General features: G+C 49.0%; 22 protein-coding genes. 2 read left to right on the top strand and 20 right to left on the bottom strand.

The features are described from left to right. Positions 1–153 precede the first annotated feature (153 nt). From HMPREF3090_RS02990 to rpsU, 13 genes are all read right to left on the bottom strand, one after another. Entirely contained in the window at positions 154–666 is a 513-nt protein-coding gene (locus HMPREF3090_RS02990; protein ID WP_067976288.1) for an adenine phosphoribosyltransferase, read from the bottom strand. Between the two features lie 10 nt (positions 667–676). Beyond that, positions 677–3004, bottom strand: a complete 2328-nt coding sequence (gene recJ / locus HMPREF3090_RS02995) for a single-stranded-DNA-specific exonuclease RecJ (RefSeq protein WP_067976290.1) — start codon at positions 3002–3004, stop codon at positions 677–679. Positions 3005–3019: 15 nt separating this feature from the next. Then, positions 3020–3946, bottom strand: a complete 927-nt coding sequence (gene rnz, locus HMPREF3090_RS03000; RefSeq protein ID WP_067976292.1) for a ribonuclease Z — start codon at positions 3944–3946, stop codon at positions 3020–3022. A 129-nt stretch (positions 3947–4075) separates the two neighbouring features. Then, positions 4076–5413, bottom strand: a complete 1338-nt coding sequence (obgE, locus tag HMPREF3090_RS03005; RefSeq protein ID WP_070485887.1) for a GTPase ObgE — start codon at positions 5411–5413, stop codon at positions 4076–4078. 39 nt (positions 5414–5452) lie between these two features. Continuing rightward, complete coding sequence (gene glyS / locus HMPREF3090_RS03010; RefSeq protein ID WP_070485889.1) at positions 5453–7534, bottom strand: glycine--tRNA ligase subunit beta; 2082 nt, start codon at positions 7532–7534, stop codon at positions 5453–5455. Then, a complete protein-coding gene (gene glyQ / locus HMPREF3090_RS03015; RefSeq protein ID WP_067976295.1) occupies positions 7527–8453 on the bottom strand; it encodes a glycine--tRNA ligase subunit alpha in 927 nt (308 codons plus the stop codon). Before glyQ ends, glyS begins: the two co-directional genes overlap by 8 nt. Positions 8454–8691: 238 nt before the next feature. Next, positions 8692–9474: a DNA repair protein RecO gene (gene recO / locus HMPREF3090_RS03020; protein ID WP_067976296.1), complete on the bottom strand. Its 783-nt coding sequence runs from the start codon at positions 9472–9474 to the stop codon at positions 8692–8694. Between the two features lie 17 nt (positions 9475–9491). Next, positions 9492–10409 carry a GTPase Era gene (gene era, locus HMPREF3090_RS03025; protein ID WP_067976297.1) on the bottom strand — a complete coding sequence of 306 codons (918 nt, stop codon included), beginning with the start codon at positions 10407–10409 and terminating at the stop codon, positions 9492–9494. Positions 10410–10426: 17 nt separating this feature from the next. After that, on the bottom strand, positions 10427–10816 hold the full coding sequence (locus HMPREF3090_RS03030) for a diacylglycerol kinase (RefSeq protein ID WP_067976298.1): 390 nt from the start codon (positions 10814–10816) through the stop codon (positions 10427–10429). Beyond that, positions 10794–11273: an rRNA maturation RNase YbeY gene (ybeY, locus tag HMPREF3090_RS03035; protein WP_067976299.1), complete on the bottom strand. Its 480-nt coding sequence runs from the start codon at positions 11271–11273 to the stop codon at positions 10794–10796. The genes HMPREF3090_RS03030 and ybeY overlap by 23 nt, the downstream gene beginning before the upstream one ends. A gap of 25 nt (positions 11274–11298) precedes the next feature. Then, entirely contained in the window at positions 11299–12246 is a 948-nt protein-coding gene (locus HMPREF3090_RS03040; protein ID WP_067976300.1) for a PhoH family protein, read from the bottom strand. A gap of 147 nt (positions 12247–12393) precedes the next feature. Beyond that, positions 12394–12837: a GatB/YqeY domain-containing protein gene (locus HMPREF3090_RS03045; RefSeq protein ID WP_070485891.1), complete on the bottom strand. Its 444-nt coding sequence runs from the start codon at positions 12835–12837 to the stop codon at positions 12394–12396. Between the two features lie 30 nt (positions 12838–12867). Further along, a complete protein-coding gene (rpsU, locus tag HMPREF3090_RS09525; protein ID WP_083272375.1) occupies positions 12868–13041 on the bottom strand; it encodes a 30S ribosomal protein S21 in 174 nt (57 codons plus the stop codon). Positions 13042–13239: 198 nt separating this feature from the next. On the opposite strand from rpsU, the gene HMPREF3090_RS03050 reads away from it, so the two are divergent. Then, entirely contained in the window at positions 13240–14205 is a 966-nt protein-coding gene (locus HMPREF3090_RS03050; protein WP_067976302.1) for a 2-keto-3-deoxygluconate permease, read from the top strand. A gap of 201 nt (positions 14206–14406) precedes the next feature. Here HMPREF3090_RS03050 and HMPREF3090_RS03055 read toward each other — a convergent pair whose 3' ends face one another. The 3 genes from HMPREF3090_RS03055 to HMPREF3090_RS03065 all read right to left on the bottom strand — a co-directional run bounded on the left by HMPREF3090_RS03055 (position 14407) and on the right by HMPREF3090_RS03065 (position 17471). Further along, a complete protein-coding gene (locus HMPREF3090_RS03055; RefSeq protein WP_067976305.1) occupies positions 14407–16557 on the bottom strand; it encodes a beta-glucosidase in 2151 nt (716 codons plus the stop codon). 220 nt (positions 16558–16777) lie between these two features. Continuing rightward, positions 16778–16957 carry a hypothetical protein gene (locus tag HMPREF3090_RS03060; protein WP_067976306.1) on the bottom strand — a complete coding sequence of 60 codons (180 nt, stop codon included), beginning with the start codon at positions 16955–16957 and terminating at the stop codon, positions 16778–16780. A 79-nt stretch (positions 16958–17036) separates the two neighbouring features. Beyond that, positions 17037–17471: a Fur family transcriptional regulator gene (locus HMPREF3090_RS03065; protein WP_070485893.1), complete on the bottom strand. Its 435-nt coding sequence runs from the start codon at positions 17469–17471 to the stop codon at positions 17037–17039. A 131-nt stretch (positions 17472–17602) separates the two neighbouring features. Between HMPREF3090_RS03065 and HMPREF3090_RS03070 the strand changes: the two genes are divergently transcribed. Further along, a complete protein-coding gene (locus tag HMPREF3090_RS03070) occupies positions 17603–18433 on the top strand; it encodes a pyruvate, water dikinase regulatory protein (RefSeq protein ID WP_067976310.1) in 831 nt (276 codons plus the stop codon). Between the two features lie 529 nt (positions 18434–18962). Here the strand turns inward: HMPREF3090_RS03070 and HMPREF3090_RS03075 are convergent. From HMPREF3090_RS03075 to hisS, 4 genes are read right to left on the bottom strand one after another with little or no spacing between them, the layout of a single operon-like run. Then, positions 18963–19604, bottom strand: coding sequence for an RDD family protein (locus HMPREF3090_RS03075; protein WP_067976312.1), 642 nt, complete (start codon positions 19602–19604; stop codon positions 18963–18965). 2 nt (positions 19605–19606) lie between these two features. Continuing rightward, a complete protein-coding gene (sppA, locus tag HMPREF3090_RS03080; protein WP_067976314.1) occupies positions 19607–20614 on the bottom strand; it encodes a signal peptide peptidase SppA in 1008 nt (335 codons plus the stop codon). Between the two features lie 37 nt (positions 20615–20651). Beyond that, positions 20652–22421: an aspartate--tRNA ligase gene (gene aspS / locus HMPREF3090_RS03085; protein ID WP_067976317.1), complete on the bottom strand. Its 1770-nt coding sequence runs from the start codon at positions 22419–22421 to the stop codon at positions 20652–20654. Between the two features lie 11 nt (positions 22422–22432). Next, on the bottom strand, positions 22433–23728 hold the full coding sequence (gene hisS, locus HMPREF3090_RS03090) for a histidine--tRNA ligase (protein WP_070485895.1): 1296 nt from the start codon (positions 23726–23728) through the stop codon (positions 22433–22435). Positions 23729–24100 lie beyond the last annotated feature (372 nt).

Consider the following 24100-nt stretch of genomic DNA (forward strand, 5'->3'; position numbering starts at 1 on the left):
GTCATCCCTTTCTAACCGCCTTTGCTCACACCCTAGTTGGGCTCGGGCCGGCAGCTTTCCTGTCACTTCACAAGTCCCCGCAGCAGTCTTTCAGACTGCTCTGGTGACTTGCTCCAGTGAAGGAAAGCTAAACGCCAGCCCTCACACCCTTTCCTAATAAGTCAGTATTTTAAAGATGTCCAGGTTAGGGATTTTTTCTCTGCCATTGAGGGCTTCTAGTTCGATGATGAAGGCTGCGCCGACGACTTGGCCTCCGAGTTTTTCCACTAATTGGGTGGTGGCTTGGATGGTGCCTCCGGTTGCTAGGAGGTCATCGACGATAAGGACGCGCTGGCCGGGTTTAACGGCATCTTTATGGAGCTGGAGGGTATTTTCTCCGTATTCTAAACCATAGTCTACGCTAATGATATCGCGAGGGAGCTTGCCCTTCTTACGAGCGGGCGCAAAGCCGATCCCTAGTTGATAGGCCACGGGACATCCCACAATAAAGCCCCGCGCTTCTGGTCCAACAATCATATCGACCTGCTTATCCTTAGCGAACTGGACAATCTGGTCAATGGCAGCATGGAAGGCTTCCCCATCAGCCATCAGAGGGGTAATGTCGCGGAAAGTCACCCCTTCTTCAGGATAGTTCTCAATACTAGCAATATAGTCTTCAAAATTCATAATTTCCTCCTTATGGTGCACTGGCTGGCTCTGGCGCAAAAAAGTAGCTCGTGATTGATCCAATATCATTATAAAGCAAAACTTGTTCACTGTTTAATAATTGCTCATACTTGATCAGGTAGGCCTTCAAATCAACCTTGCCCTGGACCGGCAAAATGTGGAGGGTCTCCCCCTTCCAAGCGACTAGGCCGGCTTCCTCAAGAATATCCGTCATCAGGATGAGCTGTCCTTCAGCGAGTTTGAGATAAGAAGCTAGGACAGCTGTCTGTCCTTTGAGCGGGAGTTGGGGGTGGCCCAAGAGATAACGGTAGTAGCGTTCAAAATCCTCGCGCTGGGGCAAGCCATTCAAGTAGACCTGCTTGGGCGAATAGGCAAAGAGATAAAGGTTCTTAATCCCCTGGCCTTGAACAAAGCGACGCACGCCTTCTAGGTCCAAGGGGCAGTCAAAGAGAACAGCCTGCTGGTAGCTTAGCCCTTGATCCTGGTCCAATTCATCGACCAATATGGCCCGACTCGAGCCAGGAATTTGGTCGCGGTAGGCTGCCAAGTATTTGGGGTCCTGGAAGAGATAGAAGGCTTCTTCAACCGCAAAGACCTCTTCGCGAGCCCGGGCCTGGCGGAGGTCAATAACACTGGCCTCATCCACCCTCAAGTCAATCAAAAGGGCCTGGGGCGAGCGCTTGCCCTGCCACTCATTGATATTCAATTCAACAGCAGCCTCTAAATGATTGCCAGGAGCGAGCTGACGGGCCAAGTCTCCCATGCAAAAACCAATCAGGGCCAGGTCAGGCGCCTTTTCCAAAGCTAATTTCAAAGTCTGCTTGTCGCGGCCAATCTGCTGGATCCGGTTCAAGGGACCGGCTTCGAGTAAGAAGCTAGGTTTCGGATTATCCGTCCCAAAAGGTTTCAGGCGTTCTAAGGCGTCGAGGCTGGTTAAGCTAATACTTTCCGGCTGGATGCGGCCATCTAGGACCAAGGGCGCGGGTTTTTGGACCGTCTCATGGATAGTCTGGCCGAGTGCTTGGAGCTGGGACTGCCAGCTTGCAAAGTTTTCACCTGCAATCGTCAAACCTGCTGCCATGGCATGGCCTCCAAAGGCTTGCATGAGGTCTTCAACTTGGCTCAGTAGGTCAAAGAGGTTGACGCCCTCAATCGACCGGCCAGATCCCTTGTAGACATCCTGGTCAGTCTTATGGCTAAGGACAAGGCAAGGGCGTTGGTAGCGCTCAACCAAGCGGCTGGCGACAATGCCTAAGACGCCCTCATGCCAGTCCTCCTGCCAGCAGATTAAGATATCGTCCAAATCATCGCGTTGGTCGATTTGTGACCGGGCTTCTTTTTCGATTTGGTCGACTAGGCCGCGCCGTTCGACATTGATGGCTTCCATCTCTTGGAGGAGTTGGTCCACTTCATCCGGGTCGAAACTCATCAAGAGTTTAAGGCCTAGGTTGGCATCGGAAAGCCGGCCCAAAGCATTGAGCCGAGGGGCAATCTTAAAGCCGATGGTCTCCTCATCAATCGTCGACGGGTTAATTTCCAGCTTCTCAAAGAGCCGGATGAAGGCCAGACGTTGGGTCTGCTTGAGCTCTTGGATGCCCAACTTGACCAAGGACCGGTTTTCATCAGTGAGGCTGACTAAGTCCGCTACTGTTCCGATTGCGCAGAGGTCTAAGAGGTCGACGGGTAAGTCTCCAGTTAGGGCTTGGACCAACTTCAAGGCCACCCCGGCCCCACTCAGGTCATCGAAAGGATAGGCCTGGTCGGGATGGCGGGGATGGACAATGGCATAGGCTTCGGGTAAGCTAGCACCGATTTCATGGTGGTCAGTAACAATCACATCCACCCCCTGGGCTTGAGCATGGGCAATCGCTTCATGCCCCTTGACCCCATTGTCACAGGTGAGGATAACTTGGATCCCTTGCTTGATATAGTAGTCATAAACCTCGGTATTTGGGCCATAGCCATCCACGAAGCGGTCTGGTAGGTAGCTATGGACATTAGCTCCCATGTTCTCCAGACTCTCAACGAGGATGGTGGCCGCAGTAATCCCATCGGCATCATAGTCCCCGTAGACTAAGATGGCCTCGCCTGCTTCAATGGCAGCCATCAGTCGGGCCACTGCCCGGTCCATGTCGGATAAGAGGAAGGGGTCGTGGATGACAGGCTCTTCGTCCAAGAAGTCATGAATAGCGGCTTCATCTTGGAAGCCCCGCTGGTAGAGCAAGTTCACCATCAATTCAGGAAGCTCCACCGCTTCCTTTAACTGGGCGATAGTCTCCTGGTCTTGGTCTGTTAACTGGTCAGATCTTACTTTCCAATCATAGTTTGCTTTAAGCAAGTATCTCCCTACTTTCTACTTGATCTGAAACTGGTCAAAATCTTTAACCACCAAGCTTTGAGGGTGGATTTTTTGGGCACCTTGGACCAATTGCTTGATCTGGGGCGCCGTGACATAGCGCGAGGAAATATGGGCCAGGTAGAGCTGCTTAACGCCTGCTTCTTTGGCAAGCTTGGCCGCTTGGGCGGCCGTCGAATGGAAATGACGGTGGGCCATCTTCTCTTCGCCCGCTTCATAGGTAGCCTCATGCACCAAGACGTCCGCATCCTTAGCCAAACTCAGGGCCTGGTCACAAGGCCTGGTATCGCCAAAAATGGTGACGGTCTTCCCCGCCTGCTTGTCGCCGACAAAGTCATTACCATCGAGCACGCGTCCATCTTCCAAGGTCACCTTTTGCCGCTGTTTGAGCTTACCTAAGAGGGGCCCATTCGGAACCCCGGCAGCCCGGGCCTTATCAACCAAGAGTTCCCCCTCTTGGTCGGCTTGTTCCACCCGGTAGCCAAAACATTCAACAGCGTGGTCAAGAGGTCCATAGCTCACCTTGAAGGAAGAATCCTCAAAAGCGAGGCCCTCCCCTTCCAATTCCACAATCTTTAAGGGATAGTTCAACTTAGACTGGGACACTTTTAGCGCGGTCCAGACATACTGCTTCAAACCCTTAGGACCGTAGACTGTCAAGGGACGCTCTGCCCCACCTTGGAAGGACCGAGAACTTAAAAAGCCCGGCAATCCATAAAGATGGTCGCCATGGAGATGGGTAATAAAGACCCGACTGACCTTGCCTGGCTTAAGGGTGGTCTGGAGGATCTGCTGCTGGGTAGCCTCCCCGCAGTCAAAAAGCCACATCTCATTAATTTCATCCAATAGCTTAAGCATTAGAGCGGACACATTGCGTTGACGACTCGGCACACCAGCTCCTGTTCCTAAAAAATGTAATTCCAATTCAAAAACCTTTCTAAATGCCTCTTGGCACAGCCCAGGATGAGGATAAAAGAGGGGTAGGTCTTAGGACCAAACTGCTTCATCAGCACCCAGTCTCATCGCCCTACCCCAGTATTTATCGCATCTTCTTTAATCAAAAAACTCAAATTCATAGTCTCGAATGCGGACGATATCCCCGGCTTGGGCTCCAGCATCAACCAAGGCTTGGTCGACCCCATGATGCTTAAGCTTGCGCGCAAAACGCAGGGCGCTCTCATCGTATTCAAGATTGGCCATCAAGAAGTCTTTTTCAATCCGATCGCCAGATAAGACAAACATCTTATCTGCTTGGTCATAGGATAGATTGAAATAGGGTTCTTCAGCTTCGATTTGGTAAAGCTTGTGTGTTTGGTCGACTTCATCGACTTTTTCAGCTTCGATTTGAGCCAGACGGACTTCTTCTTCTTGAATCAAGCGGTAAGTTTCTTCCATTAAGTCCTTCAAACCAGACTGGCTAATGGCCGAAATGGGGAAGATTTCCGGCAAGTCACGGCCAGGAAAATGTTCCTCAAAATATGCGGCTAACTTCTCGCGGAATTCCTCAATATAGAGCTCTGCTTCGGGAATGTCCATCTTGTTAGCGACAATGATAGTCGGCCGTTCTAAGATGGTCTCGTCATAAGTCTTCAATTCCTCATTAATGGCCACATAGTCCTCGAAGGGATCGCGGTTCTCAAAGCCTCCCATATCCACGACATGGAGAATCACCTTGGTCCGCTGCACATGGCGCAAGAACTGAAAACCGAGACCGATCCCTTCCGCAGCTCCTTCAATAAGGCCCGGCAAGTCGGCCAGGACAAAGGAACGTTGGTCGGACAGATCAACAACTCCTAAGTTTGGTGACAGGGTGGTGAAATGGTAGTCACCAATCTTGGGTTTAGCGGCGCTAACAATGGATAGGATGGTTGATTTCCCCACAGAAGGAAAACCTACCAAACCAGCATCAGCTAGGACCCGGAGTTCCAATTGCAGGGTCCGTTCTTGACCAGGTTCCCCATTCTCTGCAATTTCAGGGGCGGGGTTATTGTGAGTGGCAAACTTCATATTGCCCCGGCCACCCCGGCCACCCTTAGCAACAATGGCTTCCTGACCTTCTTCTACCAGGTCGGCCAAGATTTGACCTGTATCAAAATCCTTGACAATAGTGCCCGGGGGAACGCCCACAATGAGGTCTTCTGCCCCCCGTCCATAGCGGCCCTTGGTCATGCCGTTTTGGCCGGCCTTGGCCTTAAAATGGCGGTTGTAGCGGAAGTCGAGCAGGGTTCTTAGCCCCTCGTCCACGCGGAAAATAATATCGCCACCGCGGCCACCATCGCCACCCGCAGGGCCACCATCAGGCCGGTATTTTTCACGCAGGAAGGCGACGAGGCCGTCGCCACCCTTGCCGGCTTTCACCCAAATTTTAGCATAATCATAAAAGGTTGACATCTTTTGCCTCCTTTCTCTTCTTTTTCTTTATTTCACTTCTTATTTTATTAGGAGTTCCTTGGTATTGGCAAGTACTTTGACTGGCTGACCAATTTTTTCTAGGAGGGCCAGGCGGTTGTTACGAACCGCTTCATCATCGGTAAAGACCATATTGTCTTCAAAGAATTGCTCAATAAGCGGTGCCAGTTCAGCCAAGGCTTGGTAGTAGTCAGCTGGCGTATCCCCTAGGTAAAGGCTATCCACAGCCTGGTAGAGGGCCTCTTCGCTCTCGCTTTCTAGAAGGTCTGCTGAGACTGTGACTTGGTCAATATCAAACTCTTTCATTTTGTCCTTGAGGTTTAGGATCCGGTTCCAAGATTCGATGACAGTCTTGAAGTCTTCATCCTCATGGTGGTCAGCTAAGGTTTTAGCGGCTGCGCGTTTTTGGTTGATACCGTGACTAGCAGACCCTAATACAGCCTGGATAATGTCCCGGTCATAACCTTCTTGTTCCAAAATATTCTTCAAGCGTTCTAACATGAAGGCATAGACTGCTTCCGCCAAGGCAACTTGGTCATCGTCGGATGGGTAAACGGCCTCTAAGATGGCTTTCAGGTCCTTATCCCAATCGAAGGGGAGCTCTTCAGCTGCCATTAGACGAACGATCCCGATCATTTGCCGACGCAGGGCGAAGGGGTCGTTAGAGCCAGAAGGAATGCGATCAATCTTAAAGAAGCTAATAATCGTATCCAATTTATCGGCAATGGCGAAGAGGATCCCTAGGGCTGATTGGCCTAATGCTGCATCAGAAGCGATCGGCATGTAGTGTTCCCGGATAGCGACAGCGACTTCTTCAGCCTCGCCAGCTTCTCTGGCATAGTACTCGCCCATAATCCCTTGGAGTTCAGAGAATTCATTGACGATATTAGTTTCTAAGTCGAACTTATAGATAGCTCCGGTCCGCTCAATCAAGGGCTCAAAGTCAGTGGATAAGTAATCAGCAAAGAGGTTTTCCATGGTCCAATGGCTGTATAAGAGCTTAGCGATTTGGCTGACCCGGTCCATCTTCTCCTTCATGGTCCCGATTTCAGCGTGGAAGGTCACATGGCTGAGACGCTTAGCGAAGTCATCAATCGATTCTTGCTTATCTTCTTCCACAAAGAACAAGCCATCTTCTAGCCGAGCCACTAAGACCTTCTCATTCCCGTGGCGAACATTTTCTAGCCCTTCTTCATTACCGTTGCGGACGGCCACAAATTTAGGCAGCAAGTTACCTTCTTGGTCGGACACATAGAAGTAACGTTGGTGTTCGGCCATCGAGGTAATAAGCACAGGATCTGGCAAGGCTAGGTACTTATCATCGAAGCTGCCGATAAAGGCCGTTGGGTATTCCACAATTTGAGTGACTTCTTCTAGGAGGGCCTCATCTTGGCTGACTTGGACGCCTTCCGCTTGAGCGAGGTCTTTAATTTGTTGGACAATGACTTCCTTACGCTTATCCTGGTCAGCAATGACAAAGTCTCGTTCCAGGAGTTTCTCGTAATTTGAAGCCTTGTCGATCGTTAATTGGTCATGGCCGAGGAAGCGGTGACCGCGGGTATAGCGGTCGGCTTGGATGCCCAATATTTCAAAGGGTAGGACCTCATCATCTAAGAGAGAGAGGAACCAGTGGATGGGCCGGATATACTTAAAATTACGGTGGTTAGACCAGTACATGGATACAGGGAAAGTCATCTGCGTGATGCATTGGCTGATTTGAGGCAGAATTTCCCGGCTGGGCTTCCCCTCTTCCTTGATTTCCGCATAGATATAGCCATCTTCCACATAGAGGTCGTCAGTCGACAAGCCCTTACCCCGGGCAAAACCTTGGGCAGCCTTGGTCCATTCCCCTTGGTCATCCTTGGCAATCTTTTCTGAAGGGCCTTTAGCCGTTTCGACAAAGTCAGCTTGCTTATCGGCTAAACCATCCACTAAAACCGCAAAACGGCGAGGAGTGGCAAAGGCCTTAATGGCGTCATAAGTCAATCGCTCTTCGGTTAAGAAGTTAGCGACCCGGTCTTGGAATTGTTGGCTGATTTGACGCACGTATTTGGCGGGCATTTCTTCTAAACCAACTTCTAATAAATACTGTTGCTTACTCATTAGCTGCGTCCTCCTCTAATAATTTTTCCGCTTCTTCCCGGCTCAATAAAGGATATTTCAGGGCCTTGCGGTTGGCGACAAATTGTTTGGCCACTTGCCGGGCCATGTTACGGATCCGGCTCAGATAGGCTTGGCGGTCGGTTGTCGAAATCACCCCGCGCGCATCCAGAAGGTTGAAGGTATGGGAACACTTCAAAATATAGTCATAGGCTGGATGAACCAGCTTGTTGTCAATTTGCTTGAGGGCTTCTTCTTCATAGAAGTTAAACATCTTGAAGAGTTCATCATAATTTGATTCTTCAAAGGTGTACTTGGAGTGTTCATATTCCGGTTGCTTGAAGATTTCACCGTATTTCACGCCACCGCCCCATTCCAGGTCGTAGACAGTATCGACACCTTGGATGTAGGAAGCTAGGCGCTCGAGTCCGTAGGTAATTTCGCAGGTGGTTGGGTGGCAATCTAAGCCCCCGACTTGTTGGAAGTAGGTAAATTGGGTGATTTCCATCCCATCGATCCACACTTCCCAGCCTAGACCGGCACAGCCCATGGAAGGATTCTCCCAGTTGTCCTCAACAAAGCGGATATCGTGGTCCTTGGCATCAAGGCCCAAACGTTCCAGACTCTGGATGTAGAGCTCTTGGATGTTATCGGGATGGGGCTTCATCACCACTTGGTATTGGTGGTGTTGGTAAAGCCGGTTAGGGTTTTCCCCATAGCGGCCATCGTCGGGCCGGCGGGAGGGTTCCACATAGCTAGCATTCCATGGCTCCGGCCCAATTGCCCGGAGAATCGTATAAGGACTCATGGTCCCTGCCCCCTTCTCCGTATCATATGCATTCAGAATGAGGCAGCCTTGCTCGGACCAGAACTGGTGCAAGGTTAAAATCATCCCTTGTAAGGTATTGGCTGCTTGGTTCATCTTGTCTTCTCCTCTTTTCTTTTATTTAAATTAACAAACAAAAAAGCCCCATACACTAAAAAAATAGTGCATAGGGACGATTCAATCGCGGTTCCACCCTATTTCCGGCAAAGCGCCGGCACTCTTTAACAGGACATGCTCTAACCTGCCTTAGAATTCGTTGCCTACTTTCACTAACTAGGCTCGCTAAAAAGGGAATTCCTTATTCGGTTATCTTTGCATGCAATATATACGTTTACTATACTCGATTTTCCTCCTTACCGTCAAGAGGATTTATCATTTTTTCCAACTGGTCGATAAAGGACCGACTCTTCAAATGAATGCCCACATATTCCTCGTAGAGGTCATCGATGGCTGAGCGGAGGGCCCGCTTATTAGCTTCTCCCAAGCTGACAGACCCCAGGCGGCTGAGATCGACTTGGCTCAAATGTTGGACCAGATAAGCCGTTCGCGGCGTCCAATGCAAGCGGCGGGGATCCTTATCGAAATGCTTTTGGCACAAAAAACCCGCATACTTCATGGAATAGTCCAAGGCCGTATCTGCCTGGCCACAGAAGACACAGGCCTTGAGATTAGGAACCACCCCAAATTGGGGCAGGAGCTGGAGCTCAAAGATATTGGCAACGACGGCCGGATCCTTGCTTGCTTCAAGCTGGCCGAGAGCCTGCCAGAGCGAATCAAAGAGAATCGTATTGACTTCCCCATCCTCCAGAGCAGCGTCCAGGAGCCCCGTCATGTAGCTGGCATAGGCATTAACGCTGATATCCGCTGTCGTCAAGCGGGGAAAGAGGCTGTCCCGGACATCATTGAGGAAACTCAAGCCCGAGGCATTAATCTGACCGATAAAGTGGCCACGGACAAAGGCAAAGGCAGCTGGTCGCAGAGGATTCTTAGCCCTTTGGATATTGCGTAGGAAAAACATCCGCTTGCCGTATTCGCGGGTGAAGATCTTGACCAGCATGTCCTTCTCTCGGTGCTTGCGCGTAAATAGAATAATTCCTGCAAATTCTTCCGCCTGCAAAAAATCCCCTCTAGCTTCTAATAGTCCTGCTTGGTGTTATAGCCAAATTCCTTGAGCAGGGACTTCTTGTCCCGCCATTTCTTCTCAACCTTGACCCAGAGTTCCAAGAAGACCTTGGACCCTAGCAAGTTTTCAATTTCCTTACGAGCCCCTGTCCCGATCGACTTGATCATCTTGCCACCCTTGCCGATAATTATCCCTTTTTGGGACTTGCGTTCGACAATGATATTGGCATAGACATGGACCCGGTCCAGTTCGTCCTTTTGCATCTTATCCACAGTGACGGCCACCGAATGAGGAATCTCTTCCCGGGTCTTCTGTAGGATTTGTTCCCGGATCAATTCACTGACCACAAAGTATTCAGGGTGGTCAGTCAGCTGGTCTTCGGGATAATACTGGGGGCCCTCAGGTAATAAGTCTTCCAGCTTAGCGATTAAGCCCTCCACCTGGCCAGAATTCAGGGCAGACATGGGGATAATTTGCTCAAAGGCTTCTGGATTAGGAATATCGGCCATATAAGCAGCCAAATCTTCCTCAGAGACTTTATCGGTCTTATTGACGATCAGGAAAGCGGGGCTCTCCCGGTCCTTGACCTTGTCCATGATAAAGCGGTCACCCGGGCCGATCTTTTCGTCCGCACTGACCAGCATGAGGATAGCTTCCACCTCGTCTAAAGCCTGGTAGGCACTCTGGAGCATGTAATCATCCAGCTCATTCTTGGGCTTATGGATGCCCGGTGTATCAATAAAGATCATCTGGCTGTTGGAACTGGTGTAGATAGCCTGGATCTTATTGCGGGTGGTCTGGGCTTTGTCGCTCATGATGGCGACTTTTTGGCCGACAATTTGATTCATCAGGGTCGACTTGCCCACATTAGGTCGACCGACAATGGCAATAAAGCCTGATTTAAACGTATCGTGTGTATTTTCCTTCAAAATTTTTCCTCACTTTATTAAAGAATATAGGAACCAAAAATAACAAAACCGACAAATATAGCCACCAGGGTCATCAAGAGGACGGTCCCTGCCGCGACATCTTTGATGGTCTTGACCAAGGGGTGGAAGTGGTCTCCCACTACCAGGTCACAGAGCCATTCCACACTGGTATTGAAAAGTTCAGCCAAAAGGACCAGGCCGCAAGCTAGAGCGAGCAAGGCCCATTCCGTAGGCTTTAAGCCGAGGTATAGGCCCAAAGCTCCCAGCAAGGGAACCATGGCCAGTTGGAAGCGAAAATTTCGTTCATGGTGGAGGGCAAAGCGCAGGCCGTCATGGGCATGCCCCAAGGCCCCTAGGAAGTGGCGGTTCTTGCCGACTTGTTCCTTATTCTGATCGTTTGAGTCCATAATTATCTAGAATCTCTCTTTGTAAAGTAAACATTTCTTTCTCGTCCTCTTCCGTCATATGGTCATAGCCATTGAGGTGGAGGAAGCCATGGACGGTCAAGAAACCAAGCTCGCGTTCAAAGCTGTGACCGTATTCTTCAGCTTGGGCCTTGACCCGATCTATAGAAATAAAGAGGTCCCCTAGTTCATAAGGCATGCCTTCAGGAAGCTCTAAGATTTCAAATTCATCCGCCACTTCATCATTGATGGCAAAGCTGATCACATCAGTCGGCCGGTCCACCCCGCGGTAGGTCTTATTGATCTGGTGGATCTCTTCATCATCTACGATAGTCACCGACATCTCGGTCTGATCAGCTAAGTCCAGGTAGTCGCTGGCATAGGCCAAGAGCTCTTGGACCATTTGGCAGTGCTCGGGCTTAAGGGCTTGGGTTTTATCCGTAAATTCAATTGTTAACATGGCGTCACCTGCTTTTTATTTAATCTTAGTTTTCATAGGCTTGGATAATGGCAGCCACGACGGGATGGCGGACCACATCCGACGTATCAAAGGAGACAAAAGCAATATCGGAGAGATCTTGCAGCTTGTGCTGGGCATCGATCAGACCAGACTTTACCCCGCGCGGCAGGTCAATCTGAGTCCGGTCCCCGTTGACAATCATTTTGGACCCAAAGCCGAGACGAGTTAAAAACATCTTCATCTGGGCAATGGTTGTATTTTGCGCCTCATCGAGGATAACAAAGGCGTCATCCAAGGTCCGTCCCCGCATGTAAGCCAGGGGTGCAATTTCAATGACGCCGCGCTCGATTAAGCGCTCCGTCTGCTCCAAGCCGTAGATAGCATAGAGGGCATCATAGATCGGCCGGAGATAAGGGTCGACCTTCTCCTTCAAGTCGCCGGGCAAGAAGCCCAGGCTCTCTCCCGCTTCCACGGCGGGACGAGTGAGGACGAGACGCTTGACCTCACCTTTTCTCAGGGCGGAGACAGCTAGAACCACGGCCAGATAGGTCTTCCCGGTCCCAGCCGGTCCAATCCCGAAAGTCACTGGATGCTTCTTCACGGCCTCGACATAGCGTTTCTGTCCGGCAGACTTAGCTCGGATCTCCTTACCGTCGTAGGTTTTCCCAATCGCTTCATCGTAGAGGTTGACAAAGTAGGAGAGGGTCCCCTTCTTAGCCATCTTAATGGCGGTTACGATATCGGCTTCTTCCAGGACTTGTCCCTTGAGGAGTAAGCCTTCCAAGGTCTTGATCAAGTCAATGATCTGCGGGCCTTCCTCCCCCTTCACCACGACCTCATTTCCGCGGGCAAAGACTTCTGCCTCAAAGCTTCGCTCCAAGAAATCCAAATGGCGGTCCTGGCTGCCAAAAATTTGTTGGGCAATATCTGGATGATCAATCTGGTAAGTGTATGTCGCATCTGCTGCTGTCAAATGTGCACGGCCTCCTTCTTCTATTTACTTCAAAGTATACCAAATATCCGCCTAAAATACGAATGAAATTAAGTCAGGGGTCTGTCCAAAGAAAAAAGCTGGAACACGAGCTCCAGCTTTCTTTTGGCAGTTGACCTGCCTTTGGAATTATTTTAATAATTCTTTGACGACTTGTTGAATTTCTGACCCCGCAGTCTGCCCTTTCATGCGAGCAACTGCCTGGCCCATTACCTTACCAAAGTCAGCTTTGGATTGGGCATTGGTGTCTTGGATAACATCCTTAACCACTGCTTCAATCTCATCGCGGCTTAATTGCTTAGGTAAATACTTTTCAACATAGCCTAGTTCAGCTTCAGTCTTCTCAGCCAAGTCTTCGCGACCGGCTGCCCGAAATTCCGAAATCGAGTCCTTGCGTTGCTTCAACTCACGAGAAAGCACGGTCATTTCCTGGTCCTCAGTTAAAGTCCCGCCTTCGTTGATTTCTTCATTCTGAACTGAACCCTTAAGCATTCTCAAGACAGATAAGGCTGTCTTATCTTTAGCTTTCATGGCTTGTTTGATATCTTGATTTAATTCATCAATAAGTGCCATGAATTCGCCTCCTATCAGCTCATATATAAATTAGTATTTACGTTTACGAGCAGCTTCCGATTTTTTCTTACGACGAACTGATGGTTTTTCGTAATATTCACGTTTGCGTACTTCTTGTAAAGTACCTGACTTAGAAACCGTGCGTTTGAAGCGACGAAGAGCATCATCAAGAGATTCGTTTTTACGAACTACAGTTTTTGACATGAACAATACCTCCCCTCGTTTCAACCTGTCATTTTCCCATTGAAAATGTACATCGTTCATTATAGCTTTTTTCTTCCCTGCCGTCAATTTTTACTTGAAGTTTTTTTCAAAACAGCGATTATCCCTTTTATTACAACAATTTTGAAGGCATTATGTTATAATTAATTAAAAATATAGTGATAGAAATGAGAGATGGACATGTTTAAATTGATGAAAAAGGTGCCGGGCGGCCTGCTCCTAGTCCCGATGCTGATCAGCGCTCTTTTTTGTACCTTCTTCCCCGGTCTTTTTGAAATCGGTGGGGCGACAGAGGCCCTCTTTACCTCGAAAGGTTTGAACTATATTATCGGTTTTGCCTGCTTGTGTTCCGGCACTACCCTCAAGCTCAATACCATCCGGGTGGTCCTCAAAAAAGAAGGAATTTTGATCCTCTGTAAAATTATTCTGAATGTTCTACTGGGCTTCCTCTTCTTCAAGTTCTTTGCTTTGCCAGGTATCTTCGGTATCTCTGCCATTGCCTATATTACAACCATCGCATCGACCAACCCCTCCCTCTTCTTAGCCTTAGAAGAAGAATATGGGACGGAAAGCGACTCAGCTGCCTTTGGTTTACTGGCTGTCCTCTGTACGCCAGCCTATCCCATGTTAGTTTTCTCTGTTTCCCAGGCAACCCCTATTAACTGGATGCCGATTATTTCAACCCTGATTCCAGTTATCCTCGGGGTCATTATCGGTAATACCGACCAGAAATTGGCCGACTTCCTCAAACCTGGGGCGGCCCTCTCCCTTCCTTTCATGGGTTGGGCTTTCGGAGCTAATATTAACCTGGTCAATGCCCTCAAAGCAGGCGGGCAAGGGATCCTTCTTACCCTCCTCTTCTATATTCCTATGGTTGTGATCTTAGTCCTCATTGAACGTTATGTCTTAAAGAAGGATGGCGTGACTTCTCTCGCCATGTCAACCATCGCCGGGATGTCGGTGTCTGTTCCAGCCTTAATTGGGGCGACCAATCCGGCCTACCAAGCCTATGTGGATGCAGCAACCGCCCAAATTGCCTTCGGGGTTGTGATCTCAAGTATCCTCACCCCAATTATTGCCAAATGGCTCTTTGGCCATCCCGGTCAAGATCAACATACAGAGCTCAAAGAAGCTAAAAAAGTCTAAATGAAATAAGAAAAGGCTCCCCGTCAATTGAGTGACGGGGAGCCTTTTTGTTATCGATTATTAGTTTCTTATCAGCATGCTGGGCATGCATTGCTCTTTTGAATCTACTTATTAAAGATTTATAGAATTAAGAACAAGTCTAGCCCTCTGCCAGCCTATGCCTTAGGCGCTTGATTCCTATAGTAGCCACCAGGCACACGCTTAATCTTCAATGGTGAAGTTAAAGCTAGCGCTATTGTCTTCACTAGAAGTGCCGACGTAGAGGGTAAAGTCACCATTAGGGATGACAAAGTCGTGGGCGCCACGGTCCCATACGGATAGTGGATGGTGGGTCGCCTGCGGATCGATGGTGATGGAGATGGCCTTGGAATGGCCAGCTTCTAGCTGAACCTTTTGGAAGGCGATCAAGCGCTTAGGTGGCTGTTGGTCTTGAGGGATGCCGACGTAAACTTGGACCACTTCGGCTCCGTCACGGTCACCCGTATTGCTGACGGTAGCTGTGACTTCAAAAGGCGCATCCTTAGCTTGGTCTTCTGTCCGCTTCAGCTCGACATCTGTCACTTCAAAGTCGGTATAGGACAAACCGTAGCCGAAGGGGAAAAGGGATTCGATGTCATTGGCTTGGTACCAGCGATAGCCCATTTCAAGCCCTTCTGAGTAACGAATGACAGGATAACCGTCTCCTTCATCCACACCCGGATGCCGTTCAGGATGGTCATAGTAGACCAGGTCTTCTTCTCGCTTAGCGTAAGTGGTTGGTACCTTACCTGAAGGATTGGCTAAACCAAAGATCAGGTCAGCTGCCACATGGCCATCTTCTGTTCCCTGGTTCCAGGTTTCAAGGACGGTGTGGGCGTCATCAATCCAGGGCATGAGGACGGGCGTCGAATCTTTTAGGACTAAGATACTTTGGGAGTTAACAGCCAGGAGCTGTTCTACCATAATATCTTGTTGGTTAGGTAGACTCGGTTTGGCCAAGTCAAAGCCTTCAGAAGCCACAATCCCTGCCATAATAATGACCAAGTCAGCCGCTTTAGCCTTAGCTAGAGCCGCTTCAATATTCGAGAGATTATCTTCTACAATTACGGTCTCGAGCTCAGTCTTAGCACCCAGGTCTCCTAGGACATCCTTCAAACCGTCTTCAGGTTTGACGGTATAGATTGGTTCAACCTTGGAAGAGCCCCCACCCCCATTGCAGGCTTGGCCAGCGAATTTTTCTTGACCGACCAGGAGGATATGGTCGTAGTCAGCAGGGTCCACAGGTAACAGCTTCTTATCGTTCTTGAGTAAGACGGCTGAAGCTTGGCCAATCTTGCGGGCACGTTCCCCATGGCCCTTAGCGTCAATTTCACCCGGATTGTATTCCCAATCGAACTGGTTGAAGCGGAACATTTGGGTGAAGCGACGGATGAGGGCCCGGTCAATCGTCTTCTCTTCCAGACTTTGGTCTTCAAGGGCCGCTTTGATATTGTCTTCATTGAACCACTTGGCATCAGGCATCTCTAAGTCTAATCCAGCATTGAGCGAAGGGGCAGCCGACCGGGTAGACCAGAAGTCGGACTGAACATAGCCCTCGAAGCCCCATTCATGGCGAAGAATTTCGGTCAGAGTTTCCCGGTATTCCGTTCCGTAAACGCCGCGGATCCGGTTGTAAGAGCTCATAATCGAAGAAATCTTCCCGTCCTTCACTAGCATTTCAAAGGGCAGCAAGTACAGTTCCCGCATCACTTGGTCTGAAGCTTCCACGCTGTGGCGGAAGCGTTCATCTTCCTGGTCGTTGAGGACGAAGTGTTTACCCATAGCGATCACATCATGGCTCTGGATAGCCTTGGTCACTTCTACCCCCATCCGACCACTCAGGTAAGGGTCCTCGGAGAAGTATTCAAAGTTCCGGCCTGAAATGGGCAGGCGGTGGAGGCAAACAGCGGGACCTTCCAGGGCATGTTGGCCCAGCGTCCGAGTCTCGCACCCGATAATATCCCCGTATTCATAGGCTAAGAGGGGATCGAAGGAAGCTGCCACCCCGATGGTCATGGGCAGGGCAGTCGCCTTGGGGCTCGGATAGCCATCCCCCATACCCACGCCTACTGGGCCATTGGTCACCCGCATGCGGGGAATCGAAAACTCTTCATTCTCCTTAACATGGCGTTCCACCCGCAATTGGGCCATCTGTTCTTCATATTCTTCTTCGGATAAATTCTGGATGGCTTCCATATCAATGTTGTAAATATTGATGGTCTTCATGCCACCGTGCAATTGCCCAATCTTATCTTCTAAAGGCATAGCAGCGACCAGGGCTTCTGCTCGCTCCTTAGGCGACTTGGAGTCGTCTAACCAAACTTGTTCTGTCATTTTCGCATCTCCTTTTCCAATTATGGTAGTTTCATTATAACACTCAAGGGGCACAAATTAACAAAGAAAGCCATTTCCTGACAGAATCTTAAGCTGTTAAAAAAGTCCGACTGCTTCCTACAGTCGGACTTTAAATTTCTTAAACGAAAAGACGGTCTAAATTTAAGTTCTAAATGAGATTTGCTGTTATGAACTAAAGGGCAAAAGCAATGGCCGTTAATTAATTTTTCCTGTTAGTGTTTCGGATATCGCCTTCTGCTAGGATCATCAGACCCCCACTAGCCAAGATAACAATTAGTCCAAAGATAAAATTGACGATTTTATCTTGAAAAAAGGGGGATCCAAAAATCAAAAGCCCCAATACAATCACAAGCACAAAGGCATGGTATTTATTTTTCATGTCAATCACCTGCTGGATTTTTATGGCTTCTATTAACTACACTTTCATTTTAGCAAAATACTAAACCACAATAAACATCCTATTTCCCCTGCTTACTGCAGTCTGCACACAGGCCCATAATTTTGAAGTCATGGCTATGGATTTCAGCACCGGGCACCTGGTCGGAGAAGAAATCCAAGGGGCACATTTCCAGCGGGAAGGCGCGACCGCAGTTCTCACAGATGAAGTGGTGGTGGTGGCCGATTTCAGGGTCGCAGTGCTTGCGGAATAACATTTCCCCATTCACATCAGTTTCTTCTAAGAAATGAAAGTCACTGAAGAGCTTCAGGTTGCGGTAGATGGTGTCGAAGCTCATCCCCGGATACTTGTCTTCCATGGTCTGTTGGACTTCTTTAGCGGTCAAATACTGGCCCTCTGCCTGGTCGAAGGCCGCTAGGAGGTCGGCCCGTCTTTGGGTATACTTGTAGCCCGCGTCTTTGAGTTCATCCATGGACTCCGTCACAAAATTTGTCATCATTAAGCCCCCTTTTGTGACCTGATTATAACACAGGAAGGGTCAGATGACTAATAATTCATTTGTCTTGGACTGGGCCCGGGTCCTCAGCTATGCTATAATGGGGCCACTATTAATGGAGGGTGACGTCTATGAGTGAAGACCAAACAAAAATTTTTTATGTCCTATCCGATGCGGTAGGAACCATTGCTAAGGATGCCTTGAACAACGCCTTTGTCCAGTTTCCAAATATCGAATACAAGGTGCGCATCTTTCCCTTTGTCCATTATACGGACTATCTCAAACGGATTCTGAAGTCGGCCAAAGACTGCCAGGCCTCTATTATTTCCACATTTATTAAGGAAGAATTAGAGGAGGTGGCCAAGGACTACTGTGAGGCTAATGACCTCTTCTACTACAACTTAATCGATCCCCTCGTCCAACATATCGCTAAGGAAGCGGACCAGGCCCCCCGGCAGAAACCAGGTAACAAGAAAGCCTTGGACAAGGACTACTACCGGCGGATCGAAGCCATTGAATTCGCGGTCAAAAACGATGATGGCAAACATCCCGCTGACTTCAAGAAGGCGGATATTGTTCTCTTAGGGATCTCACGTACCTCGAAGACCCCGCTCAGTCTCTTTCTCGCCAACCAGGGATACAAGGTCACCAACCTCCCCCTGGTTCCCGAAGCCCACTTACCTGAAGAGCTCTATGAGGTTGACCCTGAAAAAATTATCGGACTAACCAATGATGTCAATGTCCTCAACAAGTTTCGAAGGGAACGCCTCCGCTCTTACGGCATCCAGGAACTAGGCCGCTATAGCGACGACCAGCGTATCCAAAAAGAACTGGACTATGCGGATCAGATTTACGCTGAACTCGGCTGTCCAGTCATCAATGTCGCTGACCGAAGCATCGAAGAAACCGCCACCCTCATCCTCATGTTCCTCAATTTCCAGGAAAAAGAAGCTGAAGAATGAGACTCTGATAACAGTCGCTAAGGAGTGGATGGCTGAAGCGAACTATGAAAAATTGTTGACAATATTTTTTCATAGTTCATAGTTGGGTTCGCAAGTCTAAATGCCAAGTCTCATACCCTGTATATGAAGTGGATGTCAGATCTGACTTTGGAAACATTTTTTTGAAAGAAGTTCGTTATTAGAAAAAACAGTGGATCTTTTTATCCCAGTCTCTTTTCTGCTAATTTTGATGATTAGTAACTAATAATTGATTTCTACCAATTATTTTTGAGCAGGAGTGGAGCTTTGAATTTGATCGTTAGCCATGAATAAGCAGCGATGTGAATTAGGGATAGTCGGCGTTTAGCCTTACTAGCCCTTTGAAGCTCGCTAGGCGAGAGACCTTAGCTCGAGCCGGTGCCATGGCTTTTTAACGATCAAATTCAAAAAACGTAACGGATGCTCAGTACTACCATGTGCATCATCTAAAATTGAAGACCGCCAAGTCACACTTAATTGTAGTAACTTGGCGGCCTTTTGTTTTTAGTGCTTAAATCCGATTTTCTTCATAGAGGAAACGGAATTGGTCGAGGGCGACGACATTGGTGTCGGTAAAGAAGTCCATGAAATTCTGACGCTTAGGCGTAACGACCACAAAGAGGCCGAGAATGGGCAAATTCGTCAGGATCAGCTTACCTAAACCTTCGCGGACAAAACAGGTGCCGAAATTCAGGCGGTACTGGTCTGCCTTAACGACCTGGAGCTTGAAGAGGGCCTTGCCCAGAGTCTGACCGTTTAATAGATATGAGGCCAGGCTAAAGTAGATCACTAAGACCAGCTGACCTGCTAAATAAGTCACTAAGGGCCACTGGACTAGGTAGGCATCAGGCAGGAAGGTCAGGACGCAGGCCAGGAGGATGGCTTGGAGGGCCCCCACAAAGATGAGGTCCACGAGAAAGGCCCAGAGCCGGATCCAAAAGCCAGCATAGAGTTTGCGGCTAAAGCCGTTGACCAGGTTGCGGTCGACATGGCGGCGGTAGGACATGAGCAGGTCTTGGCCCGATAGTTTCTGAGCCTTCTTTTGCTTATCATGTCGGACGGCCTCTGCCTCCCCTTCTAAACGGCCGTGGTAGAGCTGGTCATTGAGTTGGGGCAGAGGTCCTTGGAGCTTGTCATCTCTTTCCTTGGCCATCTTTAAACACCTCCGTAGAGATAGTAGGCTTGAGGGGTGTTTTGGTGGAGGGCCTGGCCTTGGATACTTTCCCAGTTAGGGATGACGCTTTTGAGATCCAAGGATTTGGAGAAGAGACCGAGGATGGAGTCCATTTCGGAAGCCTTAGGTGTCACATCGACGACTTCAGCTTCTTCTAAGGATTGGTCTTTTTTGAGGGCAGCTAGGGCATCGGCCTGGTAGCCCATCTCATCGATGAGGCCATTATCTTTCGCCTGCTTGCCGGAATAAACCCGCCCATCCGCTAACTTGCGGACTTGGTCTTCTTCCATGCCACGACCATCTGCGACGATGCGCACGAATTCATCGTAGGATTCCTTGATCAGGCCATCAAAGATCTTCTTCTCTTCGTCAGAGGCATCCTTGAAGGGACTGCCCATATCCTTCTGGTCACCAGACTTGTAGACTTCCATCTTGAAGCCGTGTTCGTCCATGAAGTCCTTGACATTGAGCGAGGACATGATGACCCCAATAGAGCCGGTGGTTGTATTGTTATCAGCAAAGATCTTATCCCCTGCCATGGAGATCATATAGCCCCCGCTGGCTGCCATTGAACCCATGCTGACATAGATCGGCAACTGGCGGTCGTCTTTTAAGTCTTTAAGGGCGCGGTACAGTTCCTGGCTATGGTAGGTCGTCCCACCTGGGGAATCAACAACTAGGAGCAAGGCCTTGACGCTGTCGTCTTCCTTGAGGTCAGCAATCTGGTCCAGGACTTCCTGGTGGCGGTAGCCGGGCCCTTGCAAGCTAGAGCTATTGCCTGTATCCGCTATGGTCCCTTCCACCTTGAGGACGGCAATCCGTTGACTCGGATTCCCGCTCTCAAGCACCTCTTCCTTACCCGCAAAGGGCTTGCTCAATTCCTCCCAATTGACTTCTTTGAGCCGTTCTTGGCTTTGTCGGTGGCTAGCAAGTCCGAGAATCAAGAGTAAAGCAGCCACAATGACCAAAATCCATGATTTGGCTTTCATTTACAAGCTCTCCTTCCTTTGACGCTTAAATTGTAGCTTAGTCCACATCGATGCGAGTCACTTCAAGACTCAAGTCGTTTAATTGCTCTTGGGAAACTTCACTAGGCGCATTTGTCAATGGATCGAAGGCGCGGCCATTCTTAGGGAAGGCCATGACTTCACGGATATTATCTTCACCGGCTAAAAGCATCACTAAACGGTCGAGACCAATTGCTAAGCCGCCGTGTGGTGGGAAGCCGTATTCCAAAGCGTCCAGTAAGAAGCCGAATTGCTCATTGGCGCTCTCTTCGCTGAAGCCTAATGCTTCTAACATTTGCAATTGGATATCTTTTTGGTGGATACGGATGGACCCGCCCCCGATTTCATAGCCGTTGAGGACGATGTCATAGGCTTGAGCATAGACCTCTTCAGGTTGGCTGCTTAACTTGTCGAGATCTTCTTCATTAGGCATGGTGAAGGGGTGGTGCATGGCATTATAGCGGCCTTCTTGTTCATCATACTCGAGCAATGGCCAATTCACGACCCAGAGGAAGTTGAATTGATTCTTGTCCATCAAGCCTAGTTCACGGGCAAATTTCAGGCGAATTTCGGACAGAGATTGGTGGACCACACTGGCCTTGTCAGCTAAGAAGAGGAGGATATCCCCTGCTTCTGCTTGGAGACGGTCCACAAGTGGTTCTGGGTTTTCCTTGAAGAATTTACCAATCGGACCAGTCAAGCCGTCTTCACTCACCTTGATCCAAGCGACCCCTTTAGCGCCGTAAGTGCTGGCGAAGTCAGTTAAGCCGTCTAAGTCCTTACGAGAGTACTGGTCAGCTGCACCTTTGACATTGATCGCTTTAACCATACCCCCGTTTTCGATGGCTTGGTTGAAGACCTTCAATTCATACTGACTCACCACGTCTGAAACATCCACTAACTTCATGCCGAAACGGGTGTCGGGTTTGTCTGTCCCGTAATAATTCATGGCGTCATCATAGGAAATAATCGGGAAGTCTTCGGTAATTTCAATGCCCCGGGTTGCTTTCATGACATCTTTAAGCATGGCTTCGACGATCTCACGAATTTCTTCCTGGCTGAGGAAGCTGGTTTCCAAGTCCACTTGGGTAAATTCTGGTTGGCGGTCCCCCCGCAAGTCTTCATCACGGAAGCAACGAACGATTTGGTAGTAGCGGTCCATACCTGAAGCCATCAGCAATTGTTTGAAGAGCTGAGGTGACTGAGGTAGGGCATAGAATTCACCAGGGTGGACACGGGAAGGAACTAAGTAGTCGCGGGCGCCTTCTGGTGTTGACTTGGTCAGGTAAGGCGTTTCAATGTCCAAGAAGCCTTCTTTTTCAAGGAAGCGACGGATGGCTTGGGTGACCTTCGCACGTAGGACAATATTAGCGTTCATTTCAGGACGACGGAGGTCCACATAGCGGTATTTCAAGCGGATATCATCGTTCACATCGATGTCGTCCTCTACCATAAATGGTGGGGTCTTAGCCTTATTTAAGATGGTCAGGTCTTTGACCATGACTTCGATGTCCCCATTCTTAATCTTAGGGTTGACCATGTCTTCGTCCCGGTTGATAACATCGCCGGTCACTTCAATAACATATTCAGACCGCAATTTCTCCGCTTGGTCGAAGTGGTCCCCTAAGTTTTCTACGTTGAAAACCACTTGAACGAAGCCTTCACGGTCTCTCAAGTCAACGAAGATTACCCCACCAAGGTCCCGGCGTTTTTGTACCCAGCCCTTGAGTGTGACCGTCTGGCCGACTAATTCTTTAGATACGTTTCCACAATATATTGTACGTTTCATCTTATTCCTCCTTATGCATTAGCATGAAAACTTGCAATAACATCTGAAAATTGTTCTTTAATTTGGTCAATGGCGAATTTTTTCTCCTCGCCTGAAGCCATGTCTTTAACATTGAGGGCCCCTTCTTCTAATTCGCTCTCACCCAGAGTCATCACGAACTTAGCGCCCAACTTATCGGCATCCCGGAATTGCTTGCCCGGCTTGCGGTGCTTGTAATCGAGCTGGCAGGAATAGCCCTGTTGGCGGATGGCCTCAATTAAAGGCAGGCTGTTTTCAACCTGGATCCCTGGAATAGTCACCAAGTAGACATCTAAAGGATCCGTGTCAGGCAAGGCCACTTCTTGGGCTTCCAAGAGGAGCATGAGCCGCTCTAAACCGATCGCAAAGCCAAAGCCAGGCACATCCTGCTTCCCATCAGAGAGTTCCTTGACAAGTCCCGAATAAGACCCGCCCCCGCAGATAGTGGTTTCTGCTCCGAAAACTTCATTCTTGGTCATGATCTCAAAGATGGTATCTTGGTAGTAGTCCAAGCCCCGGACCATATTGGCATCGATCCGGTAAGGAATCCCTAATTGATCGAGAAGGCTTTGGACTAGGTCAAAGCGTTCCTTAGACTCTTCGGATAAGAAGTCCAGAATACTTGGTGCGTCCTTAACAATTTCCTTGTCCTTAGGGTCCTTACTATCGAGGACGCGCAGAGGATTCTTGTGGAGCCGGGTCTTAGAGTCCTCGCTCAATTGGCCTTCAAAGGGTTCCAGGTAATCAATGAGAGCCTGGCGGTAGGCTATACGTGAATCGATATCGCCCAGTGAGTTAATCACTAATTCCAGGTCAGAAATCCCTAAGCCTGTGAGAATTTCCCAAGCCAGGGCGATGGTTTCCACATCAATGAGGGCCTGGGAATCGCCGAAGACTTCCACTCCTAATTGGTTGAACTGGCGCTGGCGCCCACCCTGGGGCCGCTCATAGCGGAACATGGGGCTCAGATAGTAGACCTTGTAAGGATGATGGTGTTCGGGGCCATAGAGTTTGTTTTCAATATAGGCCCGAACAACCGGTGCCGTCCCTTCTGGCTTGAGGGCAATATGGCGGTCGCCCTTATCTTTAAAGTCATACATTTCCTTAGAAACCACGTCTGAGGTCTCCCCTACTCCCCGTGCGAAGAGTTCATAGTGCTCAAACATCGGTGTTCGAATTTCACGGAAGCGGTAGCGGCTCAGGATATCCCTGGCCTTGTCTTCTACATAATGCCACTTGGCAATTTCTTCAGGTAAAATATCCACCGTTCCTTTTGGTCGCTGAATCATTCACATCCCCCTTAATCATTCCATAAAAAAATCCCTATCCTGAAAAACAGGATAAGGACGAAAGTTTCGTGGTACCACCTTAATTATTCTAGCTATCGACTAGAAATCTCTAGCGCGTAACGTGCGCAACGGAGTCTTCACTCACCTCCAGAGTGTCCAACTTAAGACAAGAATAAATGCTTGCACCCTCCGCATTCTCTCTAAGGATTCTCTCCTTAAGTCATTCTCTTTCAACGGTTTTATCAGTAACTAGCTTAACCAATCTTTAGACAAAAGTCAATTTAAAAATCTTCCCCAACTGGGACTTTTTATTTCGTAGTGAGAGATAGAAGCTAGCTTTGGTCCAGAGCCAAGTAACAGCTGACTTCAGGA

It is taken from the genome of Aerococcus sp. HMSC23C02, assembly GCF_001806805.1.
Lineage (GTDB): Bacteria > Bacillota > Bacilli > Lactobacillales > Aerococcaceae > Aerococcus > Aerococcus sanguinicola.